Below are 23,707 nucleotides of genomic sequence, written 5' to 3'. Positions count from 1 at the left end.
AACTCACCCTATTTCATTAATATTATACGGCGTCTCCTGATATACAAAATAATTCAGCCAATTGGAGAACAACAGATTGGCATGGGCACGCCAACGCACCAGCACTCCTTTGTCCGGGTCATCGTCCACATAGTAGTTACGGGGTATCTCAATGGGCAGGCCCTTATTCAAGTCACGGCGATACTCTGTATCCAATGTCAGCGGGGAGTATTCCGAATGGCCGGTCACGAAGAACTCACGCCCTCCACGGGCCACCGCCATATATACACCAGCATCCTCCGACTCGGAAAGCAGCGTCAATTCCGGAACCTTCTGTATATCTTCCCGGCGCACTTCCGTGTGGCGGCTATGCGGCACATAGAACATATCATCAAATCCACGGAAAATGGGATGCAACGGTTGCAAGGTACGATGTTCAAAGATACCGAACATCTTCTTATCCAGTGCATACTTCGGCACTCCATAATGATGATAGAGCCCTGCCTGCGCCGCCCAGCAGATGTAGAGCGTAGAGGTGACATGCGTACGCGCCCAGTCGAAGATTTCAGTAATCTCATCCCAATAAGTCACCTCCTCAAAATCCATCTGCTCTACCGGAGCACCGGTGATAATCATGCCATCGTACTTTTCACCGCGCATCTTGTCGAAATCCGTATAAAATGTTTTCATGTGTTCTATCGGAGTGTTCTTGGAAGTATGGCTTTTTATCTTCATGAACGAGATTTCCACCTGAAGCGGAGTATTGGAAAGCAGACGCACCAGGTCCGTTTCCGTTGTAATCTTTAGCGGCATCAAGTTCAGAATCACGATACGCAGCGGACGGATATCCTGCTGGGTTGCCCGGGAATTGTCAATGACAAATATATTCTCCTCTTTCAGCAACTCGATAGCGGGTAGTTTATCGGGTAAATTTAAAGGCATGAGTTTATATCTATGGTTTAACTTATTACTGTCTACGATTTTAGCGTGTAAAGTTAGGCAAAAAATCAGAGTGTGATAAATAAATTATAAAAGTTTTATCGATTTATCCCTCTTCATTTAACACGTTTAATTACATTTGTACCCGAAACCTATTAAAAGTTATTAAAAAATAAGATTAAAAAGCACTGCGGCATCAAGCGTGATACTGATAATTAGCATCCAAAAGCGTAAAAGACTTTTCCATACCGGTTATAGCTCTGCTAAATCCATATTTTTAAGACAAGGTTCATTGAGTATAATTGGGAAAGCGGAAAAACCGTTGCCCCACAATAATAATACAATGAAGAAACTTATTCTTGCAAGAGGAGTCTTGGCTGCCTCTTTATTCTGCTGCATGTCCTTAGGGAATACAGCTTGTGTGAACCGGATTGACGAAGAATCAGAAGCGGAAATCGAGGAAGGGACGACACCTATCACGTTCTCTATCAAAATGGAAAAAGCCAGTACCAAGGTCACAAACACCGCCTTTGAAAAAGGAGACAGAATGGGCTTGTTTGCAACCACTTCCTCCGGCTCCATCAAGGGAAAACGGTATATTGACAATCTGGCCCTGGAATATACGGAAGGCTCCACACTGGTTCCCAAAAAGACAGTATTCTATCCGGAAGGAGATGTGTCACTGGACTTTATCAGTTACCACCCTTACCAAACCGAAGGGGTAGCTGCCGGTACACCCGTTCTTCCCGTATCTGTGCAGATAGACCAGAGCAATGAGAAAAACCGCGCACAAAGTGACTTCTTGGTAGCTAAAGCGCAAGGAATCACCAGTAAAACCAAATCTGTAACCCTGGAGTTCCAACACAAGCTGTCCAAACTGGCAATCTCTCTGACACCCGACGCAAGCAACTCTGCCAATGATTTGCTGAAAGCCAATCCGCGTATCATCGCAACCGGGCTCAAGACCTCGGCCGATTATAATCTGGAAGACGGGACTTTCAGTAATCTTACGGGGACACAAGACATCATAGCCTCCGGCGAATGGAGCGTCAAAGACAACAAACTTACCGGCAAGGAATTCATCATCATACCCCAAACGATAAATGATGGCAAGCAATCCTTCATTATGGAGTGGAGCGGACGTATATACAGTTGTGCAATACCCGAAGTGGAAATGAGTAGCAGCACGCAATGTATCATTAACATATCAGCCATGCAGAGCAACAGCAACGTACTGAGCAGTTTTGCCGGAAAAATCAAGGAATGGAGCAGCCTCCCTCCCATCGACACCGACAATATGGAAGATTACACTGCCATACATATCTCCGCTCTCTCCTTTTCTCTTTCAAATGTGTACAGAATTTATCACGAAGGGATACCCATTGCAGAAGTCTGCAAGGAATATCTCAAATCAGCGTCATTGACTTCCAGAGCCGTTATAGCCTATCCCATAGGCGAAAATGAAAAGACCGACCTGAGCAATGGAGTCATCCTACAGCTTGCAGACCGTAAAGACACCATCTGCGGAGGAAGAATAAGCTGGAATACAGACGACTATGGATTTACCTACACTAAAGGGGAATATACCGGCATAGACAAGCTCTATATAGACAATAACCATAAGCTACTTCTGGATAAACCGGAAAACGCCATCAAAGTGAATGTAGCATGCTACACCCTTCGAGACATCAGAAAAGGAGTGTCTACCGAATACCCCATTGTCAAGATTGGAGCCCAATACTGGATGGGTGGAGAGCTCCATGCCACCACCTACCGCAACGGAACTCCCTTGAAAAAACAGATTGATTTGGGAACAGACAAAGCCGGATATTACAAGCCGGATAAGTATGATATTTATTTTTACAATGGAGAAGCCATACTGGCAGGAGAGCTGGCACCCGAAGGCTGGAAAATACCATCGGATGCAGACTGGGAACAGCTGAAAAGTTATACCGGCAACGACAGCTCCATACTAAAAGCCGGAGAATGGCAGACAATGGTATCCGGTGAAGTATCTCCCGTGAACAACTATACCCGGTTCAATGCTTTTCCCGTAGGAATGTGGTACAACAAGGGGCACAACAGCCCAAACAAAATGACCGCCTTCTGGAGTTGGGACTACACAAAGCATACCCTTTCGGAAAGCACCATTTATTTTCTCGGCGAAAGCGACGAGTTTGTATCAAGCGCCGCCCATGTCACCGGCAAGCCCTACTATAAAGCTCTTTCCATCCGTTGTATAAAAGAATAGCCGGCAATTTCGACATTTCTCATTTCTTTTTTGTATTTTTGTTCCCAATGTGCAAGATTTTTGCCAATCGGACAAAGATAACGAAAGAGAAATGAGAGTAATCGACTTGATAAACAGTAACGAAAAAACAGCTTTTTCCTTTGAAATATTGCCACCACTGAAAGGTACGGGCATCGAAAAGCTGTATCAAACCATAGATACGTTACGGGAATTCGACCCCAAATACATCAACATCACCACGCACCGCAGCGAGTACGTGTACAAAGACCTCGGTAACGGATTGTTCCAGCGAAACCGCCTGCGCCGCCGCCCCGGCACCGTAGCCGTAGCTGCTGCCATCCAGAACAAGTACAACATCACCATGGTGCCGCACATCCTTTGCAGCGGCTTCACCCGCGAAGAGACGGAGTACGTGCTGCTCGACCTGCAATTCCTCGGCATCACCGACCTGCTGGTGCTTCGTGGCGACAAGGCAAAGCACGAATCCTCTTTTATCCCCGTGGGCAACGGTTACCACCACGCCGTCGAACTACAAGAGCAAATCAACAACTTCAATAAAGGTATTTTTGTGGACGGCTCCGAGATGAAAGTTACCAATACCCCGTTTTCATACGGTGTGGCGTGCTATCCGGAAAAGCATGAAGAAGCCCCCAACATGGATACAGACATCTACTGGCTAAAGAAGAAAATGGAAATGGGTGCAGAGTATGCCGTGACCCAGCTCTTCTACGACAACCGGAAATATTTCGACTTCGTGGAACGTGCCCGTCAAGCCGGTGTCACCATCCCGATTATCCCGGGCATCAAGCCCTTCAAGAAGTTGTCACAACTCAGCATGATACCCAAGACGTTCAAAGTAGATTTGCCCGAGGAACTGACCCAAGAGGTTCTGAAGTGCAACACCGATGCGGAAGCTCAGCAAGTGGGTATCGAATGGTGCGTGCAGCAGTGCAAAGAGCTGATAGCCCATGGCGTCCCAAGCCTCCACTTCTACTCGGTAGGAGCTACAGACAGCATCAAGGAAGTAGCCAAACAAATCTACTAAACAATGGACAATCAACAGTTGACAATTGACAATAGGCAGTGTCACAAGTAATAACTTATAACTAATTAACCCGTGTTCAGTTTCAAGGACATAATAGGCCAAGAGGCAGCCAAGCAAAGGCTGATACAAGAAGTGCAGGAAGGACGTATCCCCCACGCACAACTCTTCTGTGGCCCTGCCGGAGTAGGAAAACTCCCATTGGCACTTGCCTATGCCCGCTACATCTGCTGTCCCAACCGGACGGAAACCGATGCCTGCGGTACTTGTCCCTCCTGCGTAAAATGGAATAAGCTGGTGCACCCGGACGTACACTTCGTATACCCTATCGTCAAGAGCGCCAAAGGGAAAAAGGAAGTCTGCGACGACTATATCGCCAACTGGCGGCACCTGTTGCTGAACAGCCCCTACTTCGGGCTGAACCACTGGCTGAACGAGATGGATGCCGAAAACGGACAAGCTATTATCTATGCCAAAGAAAGCGACGAGATAACCCGCAAGCTGAGTCTGAAATCCAGTGAAGGAGGTTACAAAGTCACCATCGTATGGCTACCCGAAAAGCTGCATGAAGTATGCGCCAACAAGCTGCTGAAACTGCTGGAAGAGCCACCCGAGAAAACGATATTCCTCCTCATCTCCGAAGCTCCGGAAATGATACTGCCCACCATCCTCAGCCGCACGCAGCGCTTCAACATTCCTAAGATTGAAGAAGCCGACATAGCCGAAGCCCTGCAGCAGAAGTACGGAGTGCAGCCCCGCGACAGCGAGACCATAGCCCACCTGGCAAACGGAGACTTTATCAAAGCATTGGAGACCATCCATCTGAACGAAGAGAACGAACTGTTCTTCAACCTCTTTGTCAGCCTGATGCGACTCTCCTACCAGCGCAAGATACGGGAAATGAAACAATGGAGCGAGCAGCTTGCCGCCATGGGACGCGAACGGCAGAAGAACTTCCTGGACTACTGCCAGCGTATGACCCGCGAGAACTTCATCTACAACTTGTACCGCAAGGAGATGAACTACATGACGCTGCCCGAACAGAACTTCGCCACCCGCTTCGCCCCCTTTGTCAACGAGCGTAACGTCGTGGGTATCATGGACGAACTGAGTGAAGCGCAGCGCCACATCGAGCAGAACGTGAACGCCCGCATGGTGTTCTTCGACTTCTCCCTCAAAATGATTGTTTTATTGAAACAATGAAAAGTGGCAAGACAATGAAATGCAAAGTATCAAATCGTAAATAGTAAATAGTCAAATCGTAAATAAACAGATGATGGAATTTAAACTACATAATGGAAGCGGAGGCCTGTGCTGCAAGAGTTGCGGCAGGCAGGACAAGCAACTGAACACCTACGACTGGCTGGCCGACATACCGGGCAATGCCGATGAGAGCGAGCTGGTGGAAGTTCAGTTCAAGAACACCCGCAAGGGATATTTCCGCAACAGCAACAAGATACCCCTGGAGAAAGGCGACATCGTAGCCGTAGAAGCCACCCCCGGACATGACATCGGCGTGGTGACCCTAACCGGACGCCTCGTGCCGCTGCAAATGAAGAAAGCCAATATCAAGTCCGAGGCAGACATCAAACGCATCTACCGCAAGGCGAAGCCCGTAGATATGGAGAAGTACAACGAAGCAAAAGCCCGCGAGCACGCCACCATGATACGCTCGCGCCAGATTGCCCTGGACCTCAACCTCAACATGAAGATTGGTGACGTGGAATACCAGGGAGACGGCAACAAAGCCATCTTCTACTACATCGCCGACGAGCGTGTGGACTTCCGCCAGCTCATCAAGGTCCTTGCCGACGCCTTCCGCGTGCGCATCGAGATGAAACAGATTGGCGCCCGCCAGGAAGCCGGACGCATCGGTGGCATCGGTCCCTGCGGACGCGAACTCTGCTGCGCCACCTGGATGACCTCCTTCGTGTCGGTATCTACCAGCGCTGCACGCTTCCAGGACATATCACTGAATCCGCAGAAACTTGCCGGACAATGCGCCAAGCTGAAGTGCTGCCTCAACTACGAAGTGGACTGCTACGTGGAAGCACAGAAACGCCTGCCCTCGCGCGAGATTACCCTGGAAACCAAAGACGGCGAGTTCTTCTTCTTCAAAGCCGACATTCTGAGCAACCAGATAACCTACTCGAGCGACAAGAACATCCCTGCCAACCTGGTGACCATCAGCGGCAGACGCGCCTTCGAGATTATCGGTTTGAACAGACGTGGCATCAAGCCCGACAGCCTGATAGAAGAAACCCATCGTTCCGAACCCAAAAAGCCGGTGGACTTGCTGGAACAAGAGAGCCTCACCCGCTTTGACCGCAGCCGGAAAGGCAAGAGTGGCAGTGACGGCAACGGTGGCGAGAACAGCAACAACAGCCGTAACAAGAGAAAGAAAAAGAGTGGAAACGGTCGTCCGCAAGGAGGTGAGCAGCAGGGTGCTCCGCAATCCAACAACCAGAGAGAACAATCCAGGCAAGACCGGCAACCGAGACAGAAACAAGACCGGCAAGCACCCAAACAAGGTGAACAGCAACAAGGCGAACGTCAACAACGGAACAATAACAACCGTCGTCCGCCCCGTAACAATAAGCCCAAACCTCAAGGTGAAAGACCTGCCCAAAATGACAAACCGGCTCAAGAATAGGAATCTCTGCCTGAAAGGTATCATACTACTGTTTGTCGCAAGCCTGCTGAGCGCTTGCGACAAACAGACTGTATACCATTCCTTCCAATCCCTTCCCACCGAAGGCTGGCTGCGCGAAGACACGCTCTCTTTCGACGTGAAGGTCACCGACTCACTGACCTACTACAAACTGTCTTTGGAAGTTCGTAACCGAAGCAACTACCCCTATCAGAATCTACCTCTATCCATCTGCTACACCACCGCAGATTCCATCCCTTCACCCGCAGACACCATACAGCTAATCCTGGCGGACAAAGAAGGAATCTGGAAAGGTGACGGCTGGGGAGGTCTCTATCAGACTGCCGTCTCCGCAGGAAGCGTTCGAATCGGCAAACCCGGCACCTACCTCTTTAAAGTGGCCTATACGCTACCGGACGAAAGGCTGCAAGGAATCAATGACATCGGCATCAAACTGAAGAGATAGGAACTCCCTATTGTTCTTTATCACCTTCTTCTAACAACCACCTCAGTCTCCCACTCACGTCTCCTTGAAGCGGAAACGGGCGGGGTATCATAACTTGCCCTCTTACCTCGTAGCGTTACGTCTTTTACGCCAGGATGTAACGACCGTTACACCAGCATGTAAAGGGCGTTACAATATAGCGTAAAAGTCGTTACGATACAGCGTAAAGGACGTTACAATGCGGTGTAATGGCCGTTACATTACGATGTAAACAATGTGTAAATGCAATGTAATGATAATCAAGTCCATTCGTATGTCCCACAAGGAAACGGTCATAACTAAATTCGACGATTACGTCCCGCATCAATCCGCAGAAAGATAAACAGCAAGATTGTGAATCCCCAGAGAGAAGAACCTCCGTAACTGAAGAAAGGCAACGGGATACCGATGACGGGGGTCAGCCCCAGCACCATGCCTATATTGATGAATAGATGGAACAAGAATATACTAAGCACAGAATAACCATACACCCGGCCAAAGGGAGATTGCTGCCGCTCGGCCACGACAATCAGCCGTAAAATAAGAATAAGGAACAGTAACAGTACAGCCGTAGACCCTACGAATCCTTCCTCCTCACCCACGGTGCAAAAAATGAAGTCCGTATCTTGCTCCGGCACATACTTCAGCTTTGTCTGCGTACCATTCAAGAAACCTTTGCCGGTCAGCCCCCCGGAGCCGATGGCTATCTTCGACTGGTTCACGTTATAGCCGGCACCAGCAAGGTCCTCTTCCATACCGAGCACCACCTTGATACGTATCTGTTGATGGGGCTCCAGCACTTTATTGAAGAAGTAGTCGCTGGAGTAGAGGAAACCTATCGAACCCAAAGCAAACAGCCCAATCAGAAAATAAGATAAATGGCGCTCGCTTAAAGAAAGAAAGACAAGATACCCGATAACAAGTGCACAAAGCCCCCACTGCACCCACACCAAGTTGAAGGGTACTACGTATTCCGAAATCAGATAAGCCACGAGCAGCACTCCCAGCGAACCGCCGATAATATTCCGCGTGGGCTCCCAGCGCTTTTTATAGACCCACACCATGCCTCCGGCAAAGAGCAGTACCATCAGCAGCACGGCAAATTCTCCGATAGGCGTCGGTGTATCGGCAATCATCACCGCATCAAAACGGATGCCCACCACAAAGTAGGCCACTGCACATATACCCGAGAACAGTACCACGCCCGGCATTCCCTCCCGATAAAGCATCAGGAAAAATGCAGAGTACACCAATGCCGAACCCGTCTCCCGCTGTAGGATAATCAGCAACATGGGGAAAAGAATCAAGAAAGCCAGCATAAGGGAGCTTTTCCAATTCTTCATCGTAAACGAGTAGGCGCTCATATACTTGGCAAGCGCCAGCGCCGTGGCAAACTTGGCAAACTCCGCCGGCTGCAAACTGACCGGCCCCAGAATGAGCCACGACCGCGACCCTTTTGTGTCGGGCGCAATGAATATCGTGACAATCAGCAACAGCATCAGCCCTATATATATAAGGTAGGAGAACATGTCATAGAGGGAATCGTCCAGCATCAGCAGCACAAACCCCAGCCCGAAGGAACATATAATCCAGACAAACTGCTTGCCGGCACGCGTAGAGAAGTCCAGAAAGTCACGGTCACCATAATCATAACTCGCCCCACAGACACTGAACCAGCCGAATACAATCAGCAGCAGGTAAACGACAATCGTCACCCAGTCCAATGATTTCCATATGCTATCTCTCCTTGTCACCAATTTATTTACGATTTTACGATTTACTATTTACTATTGAAGTCACTCACCGTTCATCCCTAACCCCTAATCCTTAATCCCTAATCATCATCTCTCCTCATCTCCGTAAAGTATCACCCGGTTACTGAATTCTTCCGCCCGTATCTCATTCTCGGGCGACAGCTTTCCATGCAGGTACTGGTCCATCATCATGGCACCGATAGGTACGCCATACGTGGCACCGAAACCACCGTTCTCCACATAGACGGCAATGGCTATCTTAGGGTTGTCCATCGGAGCAAAGCCCATAAAGACAGAATGGTCCTTGCCGCGGTTCTGTGCCGTGCCCGTCTTTCCGCAGACCTCCACACCCGGCAGGATGGCTCCCGCCATGCGGCAAGTGGCGCTACCCGTACTTCCGTCTACGGCGGCACGCATACCTTTCACCACCATTTCATAATATTCGCGGTCGATGGTGGGATAACGGGGATTGCGATAGATGCTGTCCAGTTCATTGTCTTCTATCTCCTTCACGATGTGCGGAGTAATGAAATGCCCCCGGTTGGCAATGGTGGCACCCAGATTGGCTATCTGCAACGGGGTGGCAAGAATCTCTCCCTGCCCGATGGAGATACTAATCACCGTCAGACCATTCCACGAACCCCGATAGGGCTTGTCGTAGAACTTGGCATTCGGTATCAGTCCACGCTGTTCGCCGGGGAGGTCGGTACCGAGCCGATAGCCGAAGCCCTGCGATACCATGTGGTCTTTCCATACGGTAATGGCATTCTGCGGCGAACCGTATTTTTTATCACCGAACATGCGATACAATCCCCAACAGAAATAGGAATTACAAGAGGTCGCGATGGCAGGAATCAGCGACAGAGGCGAACCATGTCCGTGACATCCCACATGAAGGCCTTTATGATTGAAACCATGCGCACAAGGGAAAGTCGGATAATCTTCGTGGATAATCTCTTCTTGAAGGAAAGTCAGTGCCTGCGCCGTCTTGAAGGTGGAGCCCGGCGGATAAGCTCCCATGATGGCACGGTTCAACAAAGGCTTCCGCTTGTCCATCTGCAACAGGCGGTGGTTCTTTCCCCGCTGGCGCCCTATCATCAGATGAGGGTCAAAGGTAGGCGAGGAAACCATACATAGAATCTCACCCGTAGCCGGTTCGATGGCCACAATGGCACCGATTTTGTGTTGAAGCAGTCGTTCTCCCAACATCTGAAGGTCAATGTCGATGCCCAACGTCAGGTTCTTGCCGGGTACGGAGGAACGGTCCAACTGTCCGTCCATGTAGTGTCCCTGGATACGCCCGTGAGCGTCACGAAGCAGAATCTCCACCCCCTTCTCTCCACGCAGATACTTTTCATAGGATTTCTCGATGCCTTGCTTGCCTATATAGTCTCCGCGAATATAATAGTCATCGTTCTCAATGTCTTTCTTGGACACTTCGCCGATGTCTCCCAGCAAATGGCCGGCAGAGTTATAGGTATATTGGCGGATAGTACGCCGCTGAATATAGAAACCTGGAAATTTGAACAGCTTCTCCTGAAACACACCGCACTCTTCGGCAGAAAGCTGCGTCATGAACACCTGATGGGTGTATTTGGAATAACCGGGGTTCATCCAGCGGTTCTTGACGTCCTTCATCCGTTTGTCAAACTGTTCACGGGTAATGTTCAAGGCGCTGCAAAGGTCGAGTGTATCCAGCTGCGTCACCTCCCGAGGCACAAACGTAATATCATAGGCAGGCTGGTTAAACACGAGCAACTTACCGTTACGGTCGTAGATAGCCCCCCGTGATGGATATTGTATCTTGTTCAGAAAAGCGTTACTGTCCGCGTTCTTCTTGTAGTCATCAGTCATGATTTGCAGGTCGAACAGCCGGAACACGTAAATAAGAACGATGACAATAGCCGCCGCTCCAATTACATATTTCCGCTTTTCCAGTGTATAGTCTTTCATCAATTCCTAATCCTTAATCCCTTTATCCTTTCTTTCTTATTCCCTCAACAGCCATAATGCAGGTCACAGTAAGCAGGGTACTTGCCGCAATTCTCAACAACAGCGTACCAATATGGGCAAAAGAGAAGAATTCGAGGGTAAGCAACAAGCCGTGATGTATCAGCACACTCACAACCAGATATTTCAGGAAAGGAAGAATCCCCATTGTACGGATGGCCGGAACCAGTGTATCCAGCGTGTCACGAGGCACGAACAGCCGCAGGAAAGTGGGGCGCAAGAAAGCCAGCAACACCGTAGCGGCAGCGTTCATCCCCGGTGTGTCGGAAAAGACGTCGACAGCCAGCCCTAAAAAGAATGCCCACAACATCAACGCATTGCGGGGAGTGTCCGACTCAAACTTCAGTATCAAGTAGATATACAGAAATGGAGTGGCATATCCTGCAATATGCACATTGTTCAATATCAGCACCTGCAACAGTACCAAGCCTATGAACCATCCTATTTTATGCAGATAATTAATTAACAACGCTAATGAGTTATAAGTTACGAGTTACAAGTTATTGAGTGTATAAGTTATAAGATATAAAGATGATTAATCCCTAATCCTTAACCCCTAATCCCTAATTTCTTAGTCACTTCTCGTCCGCCCTCGACTCCAATGCCTTTTGTTCATCCTGCCCGTTGCGGGAAATGACGCGCACATTGCTCACCTTTCCAAAGTCCGTAGCCAGCTTTATCTTCAACAGATACGAAAGTCCGTCGTGCGAGTCAGACATGTCATCCACTGTCCCCACCATGACACCTTCGGGAAACACGGTGGAATAGCCGCTGGTCACTACTGTATCTCCCAGATTGAATTCGGCATGCCGGGGCAAATCCTTCAGATAGGCAAAACGGGAGTCACCTCCCTCCCACTTCAGATAACCGAAATAATCACTGCCCACAATCTTACAGCTGATGCTTGACTTGCTGTTCAGCAACGGAATGACCAACGAGTAATGGGGAGAGGTCTTATACACAATACCCACCACGCCATTGGCATCTACAACTCCCATCTCAGGACGGATACCTTCTGTTGTTCCACGGTCTAAAGTGATATAATTGTCAGCCTTGTTCAAGCTGTTCTTTATGACATTCGCCTTGAATATCTGATACTCCGTAGGAGCAAGCCGTTCCATGCTGTACAACCTGGCGGAGTCCAATCCTTTCTCCTTCAAGACATTTTCCAGAAAGGAAAGCCGCTGCTCCAACCACATATTACGGTCGAGCAGGTCCTCATTGGCCGTCTTCAGATGGAAATAAGAAGTGATGCCACCCGATATTTCATAAACCTTCCCCGCCACGCCATTGGCAGAGGTGAAATACACACTCTGCTGGTAATGATTAAAGCGAAATAATAAAATAAAACTGGCAACCTCTAACAGAAGAAAGAGGAACCAGTAATTATATTTAATGAGAAAGTTTAATAAATTCCGCATTACCGCATCAAGAATGAGAAGCGGTCAACGTTCTTCAATGCCACGCCCGTACCTTTGGCAACGGCATGCAAGGGGTCTTCCGCAATGTGGAACGGTATGTTTATTTTATCAGTCAGACGCTTATCCAGTCCACGAAGCAATGCACCGCCACCGGCAAGGTAGATACCGTTGTGAACGATGTCGGCATACAATTCGGGAGGCGTATTTTCCAATGCGCTCAAGATGGCTGTCTCAATCTTAGAGATAGACTTCTCCAGACAGTGCGCCACTTCTTGATAGCATACCGGCACTTCCATAGGCAATGCCGTAATGCGGTTCGGACCATGAACGATATAATCTTCGGGAGCATCCTCACCAAGTTCCGTCAAGGCAGCACCCACATTAATCTTAATACGCTCAGCCATACGCTCGCTGACCTTCACGTTGTGCTGGCGGCTCATATATTCCTGAATATCGGCAGTCAGGTCGTCACCGGCAATACGGATGGAGTTGTTGCTTACGATACCTCCCAAAGAGATAACGGCAATTTCCGTAGAACCACCACCTATGTCAACAATCATGTTGCCTTCGGGAGCCTCTACATCGATACCGATACCGATGGCAGCAGCCATCGGCTCGAAAATCAGATAAACGTCGCGCCCGCCGGCATGCTCGGCAGAGTCGCGCACGGCACGCAGCTCCACTTCGGTACTGCCCGAAGGAACACCAATCACCATGCGGAGTGACGGAGAGAAAAGACGGTTACGGTTGTTCACCATCTTGATAAGTCCGCGTATCATCTGCTCGCAGGCATAGAAGTCGGCAATCACACCATCGCGCAACGGACGGATGGTTCGTATGTTTTCGTGGGTCTTTTCGTGCATCATCTTTGCCTTGTCACCCACGGCAATCATCTTATCGGTACGACGGTCCAAAGCCACCACCGAAGGCTCATCCACCACAATCTTGCCATTCGTGGTGATGATGGTATTGGCTGTGCCAAGGTCCATCGCTATTTCTTGTGTAAAGGAGAATAATCCCATTAATATTTACGATTTAACTATTTACGATTTACGATTGATATTCCTCTTGTTTACAATTTGAGATTCAGACTTACGATGTAACTTCAATCGTAAATCGTAAATCGTCAAATCGTAAATCCGAATTAGTGTTTAAAGTGACGGAACCCAGTAGTTACCATGGCAATGCCATGCTCGTTGCAATATTCAAACGAGAGTTCATCCTTGATACTTCCACCCGGCTGGATGACGGCTGTTACGCCTTCATTGCCGGCAATTTCCACGCAGTCGGGGAAAGGGAAGAATGCGTCACTTGCCATTACAGCGCCATTCAAGTCGAAACCGAAGTTTTTGGCTTTCTCGATAGCCTGCTTCAAAGCATCCACACGGCTGGTCTGACCTACACCACTTGCCAACAACTGCTTTCCTTTTGCCAGCACAATGGCATTCGACTTACTGTTCTTCACAATCTTGTTTGCAAAGAGCATATCCTCAATTTCCTGTGCAGTGGGAGCCTTCGTAGTTACAGTCTTCAATTCTTCAGGAGTTTCCACCTTAAGGTCGCGGTCCTGAACCAATACGCCATTCAGCAAAGAACGGAACTGCTTCTTAGGCAGAGCTGCCGGCTTGCGGACCAGGATAATACGGTTCTTCTTCTGACCGAGGATTTCCAACGCATCCACATCATAATCGGGAGCGATAATCACCTCAAAGAAAATTTTATTGATTTCTTCGGCAGCAGCCTTGTCAATCACGGCATTAGTGATGAGCACACCACCAAAAGCGGATACCGGGTCACCGGCAAGCGCATCGTTCCATGCTTCGAGCACAGTGGGACGTGAAGCCAGTCCACAAGCATTATTATGCTTCAGGATAGCGAAAGTCGTATCCTTGAATTCGTCAATCAAGTCAACGGCAGCATTGATGTCGAGCAGGTTGTTATAAGAGATTTCCTTACCGTGAATCTGGTCGAACATAGCATCAATATTGCCATAGAAATAACCTTTCTGATGCGGATTCTCGCCATAGCGTAAAGTCTTCTGGCTGTTGGCAGAGCAACGGAAAGCGGAACCTTCCTCGCCATCGAAATAGTTGAAGATGGCAGAATCATAGTGTGAAGACACTCCGAACGCCTCTTTGGCAAACCAACGGCGTTCTTCGATGGTAGTAGTGGCTCCGTGTTCCATCAGCATGTCGCGGAACGGCTGATATTGTGCTTGCGAAGCGATGATAACCACGTCGTTATAGTTCTTGGCTGCGGCACGAATCAGAGAGATACCGCCTATGTCAATCTTTTCGATGATGGCAGGTTCTTCGGCACCACTGGCAACGGTAGCCTCAAACGGATAGAGGTCAACAATGACGAGGTCTATTTCGGGGATTTCATATTTTTCAATCTGTTGCATGTCTTGCTCCAATCCGCGGCGGCAAAGAATACCTCCAAAAACCTTCGGATGCAAAGTCTTCACGCGTCCGCCCAGGATGGAAGGGTATGTAGTGAGGTCTTCCACTGCCTTGCAGGGATAACCCAGGGATTCTATAAACTGACGGGTTCCACCGGTTGAGAGGAACTCTACACCTTCTTCATGCAGTTTGGTAATGATTTCGTCCAAACCTTCCTTATGGTAAACAGATACCAGAGCTGTTTTGATTCTTTTTGTTTCAGACATGGATTTGCGTATTAAAGTATGCGTATATTAGTATTTGATGCGCAAAGTTACAAATTTTGTTTATTCATACATACATTCATACACAATAAATTAGGTATAATTAAAAAAGGCGGCATCTGTTTCCAGTCTGCCGCCTTTTTTTAAAGGTTATTTTGTTGGTTTACCAAATAGATACACGTTTTTCTACCGGCAAGAACATCGGGTCTTTTTCTGTCACGTTGAATGCCTCATACCAAGCACCGATTTGCGGCAATGCACCGTTTACGCGCCATTCGCCCAATGAGTGCACATCACTCTTCGTGCGGTTCAACACTTCTTCGGGACGGATATCATTGGCCCATACACCTGCGTATGCCAGGAAGAAACGTTGTTCGGGAGTAAGACCATCCAGCACCGGCAGCGGATTGGCAGCCGTAGCTTTCTTGAATGCCTGATAAGAAACCTGCAGACCACCGTGGTCGGCAATATTCTCACCCAATGTCATGCGTCCGTTGGCATATACGCCCGGAGCAACCTCGATGCTATCGAAGAAGTTCACCATCACCTGAGCACGCTCGTCAAAGTTCTTGGCATCTTCAGCAGTCCACCAGTCTTTCAGGTTACCGTCCTTGTCGTACTGGCGACCCTGGTCGTCGAATCCGTGAGTCATCTCATGACCGATTACCACACCGATGGCACCATAGTTGAAGGCATCATCCGCATTCATATCGAAGAAAGGATATTGCAGGATACCGGCGGGGAAACAGATTTCGTTCGTAGTCGGGTTATAGTAAGCGTTGACGGTCTGCGGAGTCATCAGCCATTCGTCCTTATCCACCGGCTTGCCGGCCTTGGCTATCATTTCGGCATGGCTCCACTCGTTGGCACGTTCCATGTTTGCCCAGTAAGAGTCGTTTTTGATTTCCAGTGTGGAGTAGTCTTTCCAAGTGTCAGGATAACCAATCTTCACATGGAAGGTAGCCAGTTTCTCCAGAGCTTTCACCTTAGTGGAATCACCCATCCAGGCAAGATTCTGGATACGTTCGCCCAGGCTTTCCTGCAAGTTCTTCACCAAAGTCACCATACGCTCCTTGGCAGCAGCAGGAAAATATTTTTCCACGTACATCTGACCTACAGCTTCGCCCAGCGCGCCGCTTACAGTGCTTACCGCTCTCTTCCAGCGAGGCTGCATTTCTTGTGTACCGCTCATGGTGCGGCTGTAGAAGTCGAAGTTCTGTTCTGCCATAGCATCGTTCAACAAGCTTGCGGCAGAATCAATCAATTTCCATTGCAGATAAAGGCTCTGCTGTTCAATGGGCAGCGTATCCAGAATATCGGCAGCAGCTTTCAGTGAAGCGGGCTGGCCTACGATGATTTCCTTCACATCCTTCAAGCCCATGGCAGACAAATAAGCATCCCAATCGAAAGTAGGATAATTCTTCTTCAACTCTTCCATGCTCATCTTGTTATAATTGGCATGCGGGTCACGCAACTCCGTACGAGAGCGGAAAGCCTTGGCAAGACGTGTTTCCACATCCATCACCACCTCCATACCTTTCTTGGCAGTAGCCTCGTCGAAACCAGCCAACTGATACATCTTCTGTACATGTGTACGGAAAGCATCACGAATTTTGGCAGTAGCCTCATCATTCTCCAGATAGTATTCACGTTCGCCCATGCTCAGCCCGGTCTGATAGGTCTGTACAGCATTCATGCTACTGTTCATTTCGTCAGCGCCAACATACAGCACGTTGTAGGCGATGATGCCTTTCTTCTGCATATCGCCCAGCAAGGCATAAAGCTCTTTCTTGTCCTTCAAAGCAGCCAGCTGGTCGAGTTCAGCCTTGATGGGAGCTACACCATCTTTGTTCAGCTTCACGCTGTCCATTACGATTTTGTACAAGTCACCGATTTTTTGTGCCACGCTGCCGGCTTCGTGCTGGGTAGCGGCAAGTTCTTCAATCAGTCCTTGAATCTGCTTGCGGTTGTTTTCTGCAAGGATAGTAAAAGAACCGTACTGTGAGTATTCAGCAGGAATCGGATTGTTCTTCATCCAACCGCCACATGCGTATTGGTAAAAGTCAGTTCCGGGTAGAGCCGTTGTGTCAAGATTGGCGAGCTGGATGCCTGCTGTAAGTTCAGCCTGCTGCTTGCCGGTGTTGCAGGAAGCCGTCATCAGACAGAATGCTGCAATGGGTAACAAATGATTTGCTTTCATAAACATATAAAATATAATAGTTAGTGATTCTCCAACTCTACAGTAGCCGCGTCCCACTCTTCCATCACGCGGTCAAGCTGCTCTTTCAGTTTTTGGTGCTGCTCATAAAGCGACATGTCCGAAGCACCTTCCGGTGTGGCCATCCTGGCCTCAAGAATGGCAATGGCAGCCTCCGTCTGCTCTATCTCCGCTTCACAATCGGCAACGCGACGTTCCAGTTTCTTGAGCTTCTTATTAAGCTCCTTCTGCTCCTCATAAGAGAGTTTGGCTGCCGAGGGTTGAACCGGTTCTGCACCAGCATTTCCCGATGCCGCCTTACCGGCAGTGGGCGAAGCGGAAAGTGAAGGGGATTTCTGTAACTCATTCAGGCTCTCTATCTGCTTCTTTTGCAGGAAATCATAAATTCCTCCCAGATGTTCCTTCACCAGTCCGCCACCAAACTCGTACACTTTAGTCGCAAGTCCGTCCAGAAAATCACGGTCATGGCTGACTATTATCACCGTTCCGTCAAAATCGCGGATAGCCTCCTTCAACACATCTTTGGAACGCATGTCAAGATGATTCGTAGGTTCGTCGAGAATCAGGAAATTCACCGGCTCCAACAGCAGTTTTATCATGGCAAGCCGGGTACGCTCTCCACCGCTGAGCACCTTCACCTTTTTATCCGAAGCCTCACCGCCGAACATGAAAGCACCTAGAATATCACGGATTTTGAGGCGGATATCCCCTACGGCCACGCGGTCAATCGTATCGAATACAGTCAGGCTCTCATCCAAAAGCTGTGCCTGGTTCTGGGCAAAATATCCAATCTGCACATTATGTCCCAGTGTAAGCTTACCGGTATAATCCGTAATCTCACCCATAATACACTTTACAAGCGTAGACTTACCTTCGCCGTTCTTACCGACAAAAGCAACCTTCTCTCCTCGGTTGATAGTCAAATTTACATCGTGGAAAACAACGTGCCCACCGTAGGATTTCTCCATATCCTCGCAGATAACGGGATAATTACCGCTACGGCTACTGCAAACAAACTTCAGGCGCAAAGAGGAGTTGTCTTCCTCATCCACTTCGATGCGCTCTATCTTTTCGAGCTGCTTGATGCGGCTCTGCACTTGCACAGCCTTGGTAGCTTTGTACCGGAAACGTTCGATGAAATCTTCCGTATCTTGTATCTGCTTCTGCTGATTCTCGTAAGCACGTAGTTGCTGCTCCCGGCGCTCCTTGCGAAGCACCACAAACTCATCGTATTTCACTTTATAGTCGTAAATGCGTCCACAAGTTATTTCGATGGTACGCGTAGTGACATTGTTCAAAAAGGCGCGGTCGTGGCTGACAAGCACCACCGCATTGGCACGGGTGGAAAGGAAGTTCTCCAACCACTGGATACTCTCGATGTCAAGGTGGTTGGTAGGCTCGTCGAGCAGCAACACATCCGGACGGCGAAGCAACAGCTTGGCAAGCTCTATACGCATACGCCAACCACCGGAAAACTCGCTTGTAGAGCGGTCAAAGTCCTCGCGGCTGAAGCCCAGCCCTTGGAGCGTGCGCTCTATTTCGGCACGGTAGTTGGTGCCGCCCATCATCAGAAAACGTTCGTTTTCGTGAGTGAAGCGGTCAATCAGTTTCTGGTAATCCTCGCTGTCGTAATCGGTACGTTCGGCAAGTTGCCGATTCATGCGTTCGATGCCCGCCTGCATCTCAAAAATATGCTCGAAGGCAAGTTCAGCCTCCTGCATTACGGTGCGCTTGTCACTGAGTATCATCACTTGGGGCAAATACCCGATAGTACATTCGCGAGGAACGGCAACAATGCCGGCAGTGGGCTGCTGAATGCCAGCCAATATCTTGAGCATGGTGGACTTACCGGCACCATTCTTGCCGACAAGAGCTATACGGTCTTTCTTATTGATAACATAAGAGACGTCTTCGAACAGAGGAGTGGCATTAAATTCTACCTTCAGTCCTTCTACAGATATCATAGTGTCAATGAATTTATCGTTCAAGACTGCAAAGGTAGCGATTTTCAACGTTATACAATATCATACGCTCACATAATTACATCAAATATCCAAGAAAGAGAACACTACTCCCGCATTTCCTGCGGAAGGACAATTGCAAAGCGGCTCCCCTTGCCAAGAGTTGAAGCCACTTCTATTTTTCCATGAAACCTTTCAACGATAGTCCTGCAAATGGCCAATCCCAATCCCGTGCCCTGCACAAAAGCATCTCCCTTATAGAAACGTTCAAAAATGTGCGCCAGAACTTCTTCCGACATGCCAGTTCCCGTATCTTCCACAAAGACTTCCAATGTAGCAAAGTCCTTCAGCCTATACCCTATGGTTATGCGTCCTTCAGCAGTGAACTTCACCGCATTATTGATAAGATTGTTGACAACTTGCCCCAAACGCGTAGGATCTGTATAGATAACTGCCGCCCGGTCCGGAAGGTCTAGCAGTAGCTCCACTCCTTTCCGAAGATTCATCTTCTGCGCACTGTAAATGCTTTCCAATATGCCATTTAAAGAAACCTTCTCAAAATGGAATTCCATCGTGTTCGATTCTATCTTGGACAAATCCAGAATATCTGAAATCAACACCATTAACAACTGGCTGTTCTTTTCAATCAAAGACGTAAATTCCATAATCTCCTGCCGCGACAAGTCGGCATCCCCACAAGCCAGTAGTGTAGAGAAGCCCACAATGGCATTTAGTGGCGTACGTATCTCGTGGCTCATATTAGCAAGAAATACGCTCTTCAACTCATCGCTACGTTGCGCTTTCTGCAAAGCCTCGTTCAATTTATTCTCCGTATCCTTGTATTTCTGCGTACTCATGCAAATACCGATGATACGGAACGGCAAATCCGTCAATTGTCCCACATAGGTAGATTGCGCCTCAAACCACTCCCACTTGCCGTCTCCCCTCCGTAGACGGTATTCCACTGGGCGTTCGTACAAATTACCACGCAACTGTAAAGCCAAAGCATCAAACACTCCCTTCCGGTCGTCCGGATGAATCAGAAATGCGAATTCCTCAGGCGTCAGCGTATAGTCACGCGTAGGAATCCCCAAATATTCAAAATAACGCGGTTCTATAATCATCAGATTATGTTCCATGTCGAAAGACCATTGAAATATCTGGGTGCGGCTCAGCGCAATATTCAGCAAATGCTTCTGTGTCCGTTCTTCCAACACATTCCTAAAATAGAGTACAATCCTCACCAATTGTCCATCTTCATGAATTCCCACCATAGCACCTTGTATCAGAAAACTGATACCACTCTTTAATTCACGTATAAAGCAATTGGTATCCAAGGGAATAATCCGTACATCCCTCTCCCGAAGTTGCAGCAAAAGGGCTTCCAACACATTCTTTTTATCACATACCACTTCCAATAAGTCAGTGATATGCCGCCCTATCACATGCTCATTCAATTGGAGTTCATTCATCACCTGCTGATTCAGACGCCAGATACAATCTTCCAAATCAATCATAATAATGCTGACGGGCCATGAGTTGAACAACTGCTCGGAGATGGCATTTATTATACGTACTTCTTGAGGAACATTCGGATTCATCAGAATTGGTTTATCATACAAGGAGCAAAGTTCGGGCTAAAATGCTTATGCCACAAACAAACCCTTATAAATCAATATTCCATTTTAATATGTATATATTCTATTATTCACAACTTTACCTTATTTAACAGAGATAAGTTGAGCGTAATATTGATTTTAACTGTTACCTCTGTCATTTATACATTATTATCCCCCATTTTTGCGTCTTAAAATCTCCAACATGAATATATCCGAATTCAATATAAATGACGAGTTCATTGCCTGCAATCATATCACAACCAATGAACTGAATCCGCTAGTGGAAAAGCCATACCACACCAAGGCCAGTATCTTCGCTCTATGCACCAAAGGAGTTCTGAAAACTATCATAAACCATACTCAATTCAGGGTTGAAGCTAACGCCCTCCTAGTTATTCCTCCCGAGACCTTCGTACAATTGCTACACACGTCAGACGATGCTGAAATATATGTCGTCATATTTTCCCAACAACTTATCCAGAGTTCAGGGGCCGGCAAGGTCATGATGGATAAGTTTCACATTATAGGCAAACACTATATTTTTCCTCTATCGAAAACGGACTTCCAGCTTTATGCCGAGTTCATGACCTATTTGTCACACCTCTACCAAAGAACAGAAAGCCCCTCAAGTCTAGTTTCATTGCAAACTCTACTGACCTATCTGTTACAAGGTATATCCGAACTCTGTCCGGAACGCCCTAGAATAAAAGAGACTCCGGGCAGCAGGCATTTCAACCAATACCGCATTTTTATCCGATTGGTACACACAGACTATGTCCGGGAGCATCAAGTGTCCTATTATGCATTGAAAATGAATATGAGACCGGCAGCTCTTTGCCGCCTTGTCAAAAAGGAATCAGGATATACAGCCATGGAAATCATCAACAATACTATCATCATGGATGCCAAAGCACAACTTTGTACCGCCAACACTCCGATAAAGGATATAGCCGTGAGTCTAGGTTTTAATAATGCGGCCTTCTTCAACAAATTCTTTAAACGTCATACGGGAATACCTCCTCAGAAGTTCCGTACATCCTCAAAACAATAAAATCTACTCAAAACCCAAAATGCGGATATTCTGTCCTGAGAATACCCGCATTCCTCAATAAGAGAAGTCCGTCATCAGCCTACCTTCTTGGCAATAAAGAACACATAACCGTAAAATTCCTTATACTTGCCGTACAGTTCATCCTCAATCATTTGGAGTAAGCTGAACTCTTCGGCAATTTTATTACCGGCATATTTCTTACGGAAAATCTCCTGAGCCGCAACCTTTGAAGCAAAGTAATGCTCTGTCCAGCAATTCTCCGGCAGAATGAATGTAGCAACAGGGAGATAACCCGCCTTGTACAACTTGGCTACCAGATTGGGAAGTGTATCCATTTCAGAATAGGCGTCCATCCAGAAGTCATTGATTTCCGCAGGACGTTCGTCCGTAAACCATGAACTCTCGGATACGGCAATATACCCTCCCGGTTTCAGATATTTACGCCACTCCTTCAAGCCACGTTCAAAGCCGATGTTATAGATAGCACCTTCACACCAAATCATATCCAGCTCCTCCTCACCGAAAGGGAGGGCATCCATTGAACCGACAATTCCTTTTACTCTGTCCTGCAAGCCCAACTGCCTTGCATTACGGTTGAAGATGTCAATAAAGCCGGGGAAAAGGTCAATTCCGGTAATCTGTCCCGGAACATGGCCAGCCAATACCATTGTCTGACCACCCGTTCCACAACCGATATCGGCAATAAGGGATTCATCGGTAAGACCGTCTACAAAGCTCAATGCCTTCAACGTCACTTCAGGACTGCCAGGGCCTTGCCGTTCCATATTGGAGAAAAAGTCACAGATTAAATTAAATTCGAAATCGTGGATAGTTTTATTTTCGTTACTCATTTTCTTACTATATTTTGCATATACGGAAAGTATCACAACACCTTCAGCATAATATGCGGATTAAACTTGAATTATAACAATAGAAAAACACTCTCGAAAGAAGTTATCCGAGAGTAAACGAAAGGGACAATCTGTGCATGGAACACAGATTGTTTACAAAACCAAATCCGATTTAAATGTCTTTGTCATACTGCAAAGATAAGCAATATTTTATTTAATCAAAGATTTTACGGTTAATAAAGATTTTCCCTTGCACCGGGCGCATGCTGAAGAACCGCACCTACCACCTGGCAAGTATCCAGTTCCTTACAGTCGCCACAAGTATTGAAACCTTTTTCGTACACACATTTGCGGATAGCACAATAATCGCTGCAATAGGTAAACTTCACCCCGTCTGCACGGCACCCCATACAATGGATGGTTTCCGGCGTAATTTCCGGCGTATTGTTCAGCACACTCCACTCTTTGGCGGTTTTCTCTCTCAGCTCATCGTCATTATTGACAGTGGCTATACGGGCGGCGCAATTTTCGCAATCCAACCCGCAACATGCAATTAATTGTTTCATCACTTGGTTATAACCATTTATGTGTTTCTCATAGCAAGCATTTGTCTACCTCCTCTTTATCTGAATTTAAGAGGAGGCAGACAGCCATGCTACAAATATACGGTTATTATTGTGTGAATGCCAAATTAATTTTCCATCACTTTGCTTCCACACTTCCACCCACCTCCTGCATCCCCCTGTCCATCGGCATTTGCCCTGCGGTGGAAGCAACCTGAAAAGGTGGAAGCAAAATTTGCTTCCACCTGC

Annotated in this window: 18 protein-coding genes; 6 read left to right on the top strand and 12 right to left on the bottom strand. The window is 47.8% G+C overall.

Annotated elements, in window-relative coordinates:
* Positions 1-3: 3 nt before the first annotated feature.
* Positions 4-921 (bottom strand): homoserine O-succinyltransferase, encoded by a 918-nt coding sequence (gene metA / locus DW947_RS18650; RefSeq protein ID WP_005828529.1) that lies wholly within the window; start codon positions 919-921, stop codon positions 4-6.
* Between the two features lie 340 nt (positions 922-1,261).
* Between metA and DW947_RS18645 the strand changes: the two genes are divergently transcribed.
* From DW947_RS18645 to DW947_RS18625, 5 genes are all read left to right on the top strand, one after another.
* Positions 1,262-3,169 carry a fimbrillin family protein gene (locus DW947_RS18645; RefSeq protein ID WP_117963523.1) on the top strand — a complete coding sequence of 636 codons (1,908 nt, stop codon included), beginning with the start codon at positions 1,262-1,264 and terminating at the stop codon, positions 3,167-3,169.
* A 91-nt stretch (positions 3,170-3,260) separates the two neighbouring features.
* Positions 3,261-4,214 (top strand): methylenetetrahydrofolate reductase [NAD(P)H], encoded by a 954-nt coding sequence (gene metF / locus DW947_RS18640; protein ID WP_016274213.1) that lies wholly within the window; start codon positions 3,261-3,263, stop codon positions 4,212-4,214.
* Positions 4,215-4,286: 72 nt separating this feature from the next.
* Positions 4,287-5,414 (top strand): DNA polymerase III subunit delta', encoded by a 1,128-nt coding sequence (gene holB / locus DW947_RS18635; protein WP_117963524.1) that lies wholly within the window; start codon positions 4,287-4,289, stop codon positions 5,412-5,414.
* A gap of 73 nt (positions 5,415-5,487) precedes the next feature.
* Positions 5,488-6,864, top strand: a complete 1,377-nt coding sequence (gene ricT / locus DW947_RS18630) for a regulatory iron-sulfur-containing complex subunit RicT (RefSeq protein ID WP_171029046.1) — start codon at positions 5,488-5,490, stop codon at positions 6,862-6,864.
* Positions 6,842-7,327, top strand: coding sequence for a gliding motility lipoprotein GldH (locus DW947_RS18625; protein ID WP_117963526.1), 486 nt, complete (start codon positions 6,842-6,844; stop codon positions 7,325-7,327). Before ricT ends, DW947_RS18625 begins: the two co-directional genes overlap by 23 nt.
* A 317-nt stretch (positions 7,328-7,644) precedes the next feature.
* Here DW947_RS18625 and rodA read toward each other — a convergent pair whose 3' ends face one another.
* The 9 genes from rodA to DW947_RS18580 all read right to left on the bottom strand — a co-directional run bounded on the left by rodA (position 7,645) and on the right by DW947_RS18580 (position 20,975).
* A complete protein-coding gene (gene rodA / locus DW947_RS18620) occupies positions 7,645-9,102 on the bottom strand; it encodes a rod shape-determining protein RodA (RefSeq protein WP_005834947.1) in 1,458 nt (485 codons plus the stop codon).
* An 84-nt stretch (positions 9,103-9,186) separates the two neighbouring features.
* On the bottom strand, positions 9,187-11,055 hold the full coding sequence (mrdA, locus tag DW947_RS18615; RefSeq protein ID WP_034523063.1) for a penicillin-binding protein 2: 1,869 nt from the start codon (positions 11,053-11,055) through the stop codon (positions 9,187-9,189).
* Positions 11,056-11,074: 19 nt separating this feature from the next.
* On the bottom strand, positions 11,075-11,578 hold the full coding sequence (gene mreD, locus DW947_RS18610) for a rod shape-determining protein MreD (RefSeq protein ID WP_005828540.1): 504 nt from the start codon (positions 11,576-11,578) through the stop codon (positions 11,075-11,077).
* A gap of 106 nt (positions 11,579-11,684) precedes the next feature.
* Positions 11,685-12,530, bottom strand: coding sequence for a rod shape-determining protein MreC (gene mreC, locus DW947_RS18605; protein WP_117878721.1), 846 nt, complete (start codon positions 12,528-12,530; stop codon positions 11,685-11,687).
* Positions 12,530-13,552, bottom strand: coding sequence for a rod shape-determining protein (locus DW947_RS18600; RefSeq protein WP_005828544.1), 1,023 nt, complete (start codon positions 13,550-13,552; stop codon positions 12,530-12,532). Before DW947_RS18600 ends, mreC begins: the two co-directional genes overlap by 1 nt.
* A 122-nt stretch (positions 13,553-13,674) precedes the next feature.
* Positions 13,675-15,198 carry a bifunctional phosphoribosylaminoimidazolecarboxamide formyltransferase/IMP cyclohydrolase gene (gene purH / locus DW947_RS18595; protein WP_009037258.1) on the bottom strand — a complete coding sequence of 508 codons (1,524 nt, stop codon included), beginning with the start codon at positions 15,196-15,198 and terminating at the stop codon, positions 13,675-13,677.
* Between the two features lie 160 nt (positions 15,199-15,358).
* Complete coding sequence (locus tag DW947_RS18590) at positions 15,359-17,395, bottom strand: M13 family metallopeptidase (RefSeq protein ID WP_009037259.1); 2,037 nt, start codon at positions 17,393-17,395, stop codon at positions 15,359-15,361.
* Positions 17,396-17,415: 20 nt separating this feature from the next.
* The gene (gene abc-f, locus DW947_RS18585) at positions 17,416-19,377 is read right to left on the bottom strand and encodes a ribosomal protection-like ABC-F family protein (RefSeq protein WP_035450317.1); all 1,962 of its coding nucleotides are present in this window, start codon (positions 19,375-19,377) and stop codon (positions 17,416-17,418) included.
* A 104-nt stretch (positions 19,378-19,481) separates the two neighbouring features.
* Complete coding sequence (locus DW947_RS18580; RefSeq protein WP_044468188.1) at positions 19,482-20,975, bottom strand: ATP-binding protein; 1,494 nt, start codon at positions 20,973-20,975, stop codon at positions 19,482-19,484.
* Positions 20,976-21,195: 220 nt separating this feature from the next.
* Between DW947_RS18580 and DW947_RS18575 the strand changes: the two genes are divergently transcribed.
* Positions 21,196-22,044: a helix-turn-helix domain-containing protein gene (locus DW947_RS18575; RefSeq protein WP_117963527.1), complete on the top strand. Its 849-nt coding sequence runs from the start codon at positions 21,196-21,198 to the stop codon at positions 22,042-22,044.
* A gap of 74 nt (positions 22,045-22,118) precedes the next feature.
* On the opposite strand, the gene DW947_RS18570 is transcribed toward DW947_RS18575, so the two are convergent.
* Both DW947_RS18570 and DW947_RS18565 read right to left on the bottom strand, forming a co-directional pair.
* Positions 22,119-22,895, bottom strand: a complete 777-nt coding sequence (locus DW947_RS18570; RefSeq protein ID WP_165859478.1) for a class I SAM-dependent methyltransferase — start codon at positions 22,893-22,895, stop codon at positions 22,119-22,121.
* 233 nt (positions 22,896-23,128) lie between these two features.
* Positions 23,129-23,461: a DUF3795 domain-containing protein gene (locus DW947_RS18565; protein ID WP_117963528.1), complete on the bottom strand. Its 333-nt coding sequence runs from the start codon at positions 23,459-23,461 to the stop codon at positions 23,129-23,131.
* Between the last annotated feature and the right edge of the window lie 246 nt (positions 23,462-23,707).

It is taken from the genome of Bacteroides sp. AM44-19, from assembly GCF_003603395.1.
GTDB lineage: Bacteria > Bacteroidota > Bacteroidia > Bacteroidales > Bacteroidaceae > Bacteroides > Bacteroides uniformis.
The sequence above is the reverse complement of the archived record's forward strand: the minus strand, read 5'-3'. Positions and strand labels throughout refer to the sequence as shown.